General features: G+C 69.3%; 1 protein-coding gene. It reads right to left on the bottom strand.

Going from position 1 to position 1,038, the window contains the following annotated elements:
* A partial coding sequence (locus tag ABZ845_RS32010; RefSeq protein WP_360987096.1) for a condensation domain-containing protein occupies nt 1-1,025 on the bottom strand: 1,025 nt, incomplete at its 3' end.
* Between the last annotated feature and the right edge of the window lie 13 nt (nt 1,026-1,038).

Raw genomic sequence — 1,038 nt, 5'->3', positions numbered from 1 at the left:
GTGTCGTTCCATTCCGTCAGTACGTGGTGGAGCTCGTCCTCGCCCAGGACCTCGACGGCCGACAGCCGGGTCTGCGGCCGAGCGGTCACCGTCTCCAGGACGCGCCGCAGCCAGTGGACAACGCGCCCGGCCGTGGCGGCGTCGAACAGGTCGGCCGCGGCGACGAGGGTGCCCCGCAAGCCCGCACAAGCGCCCTGGCCGTCGAAGGCCTCGCCCACGGACAGCTCCAGGTCGAACTTCGCCACCGCCGTCCCCGCCGACAGGCCGACGACCTCCAAACCCGGCAGATCCAGCACCGCCTCCGCCGTGTTCTGCACGGTCAGCATCACCTGGAACAACGGATGACGACCCATCGAACGGACCGGGGACAACTCCTCGACCAGCTTCTCGAACGGCACGTCCTGGTGCGCGAACGCACCGAGCCCCGCCTCCCGGACCCGCTCCAGGACCTCCGCGAAGGACGGGTCACCGGACAGATCGGTACGCAGCACCAGAGTGTTGACGAAGAACCCGACCAGGTCGTCCATGGCTTGGTCGGTGCGGCCCGCGACCGCCGTACCGATCGGGATGTCGCTGCCGGCGCCGACCCGGGACAAGGTCACCGCCAGCGCGGCCTGCAGCACCATGAACAGGGTCACACCCCGCTCCCGCGCCAGGGCCTGAAGCCCGCTGTGCAACCCCGCGGAGAGCTCCAGCGCAACGGCATGACCACGATGGGTGGAAACCGCCGGACGCTGACGGTCGACAGGCAGCGCCAACTCCTCCGGCGCATCCGCCAACCGCTCACGCCAGTAAGCGACCTGGCGGGAAATGAGGCTGTCGAGGTCGCGTTCGTCACCGAGCAGGTCGCGCTGCCACACCGCGTAGTCCGCGTACTGCACCGGCAGAGCAGACCACTCGGGTGACCGGCCCTCGACACGAGCCGCGTACGCCGTCGACAGATCGCGCGCCAGCACACCCGTCGACCAGCCATCGGTCGCGATGTGGTGCACCACCACCAGCAGCACATGCTCGGTCGGGTTCACCACGAACAATGAC

The sequence above is a fragment of the Streptomyces sp. NPDC047022 genome, from assembly GCF_040644155.1.
Taxonomy (GTDB): Bacteria; Actinomycetota; Actinomycetes; order Streptomycetales; family Streptomycetaceae; genus Streptomyces.
This window is presented reverse-complemented; position numbering and strand designations above follow the sequence as displayed.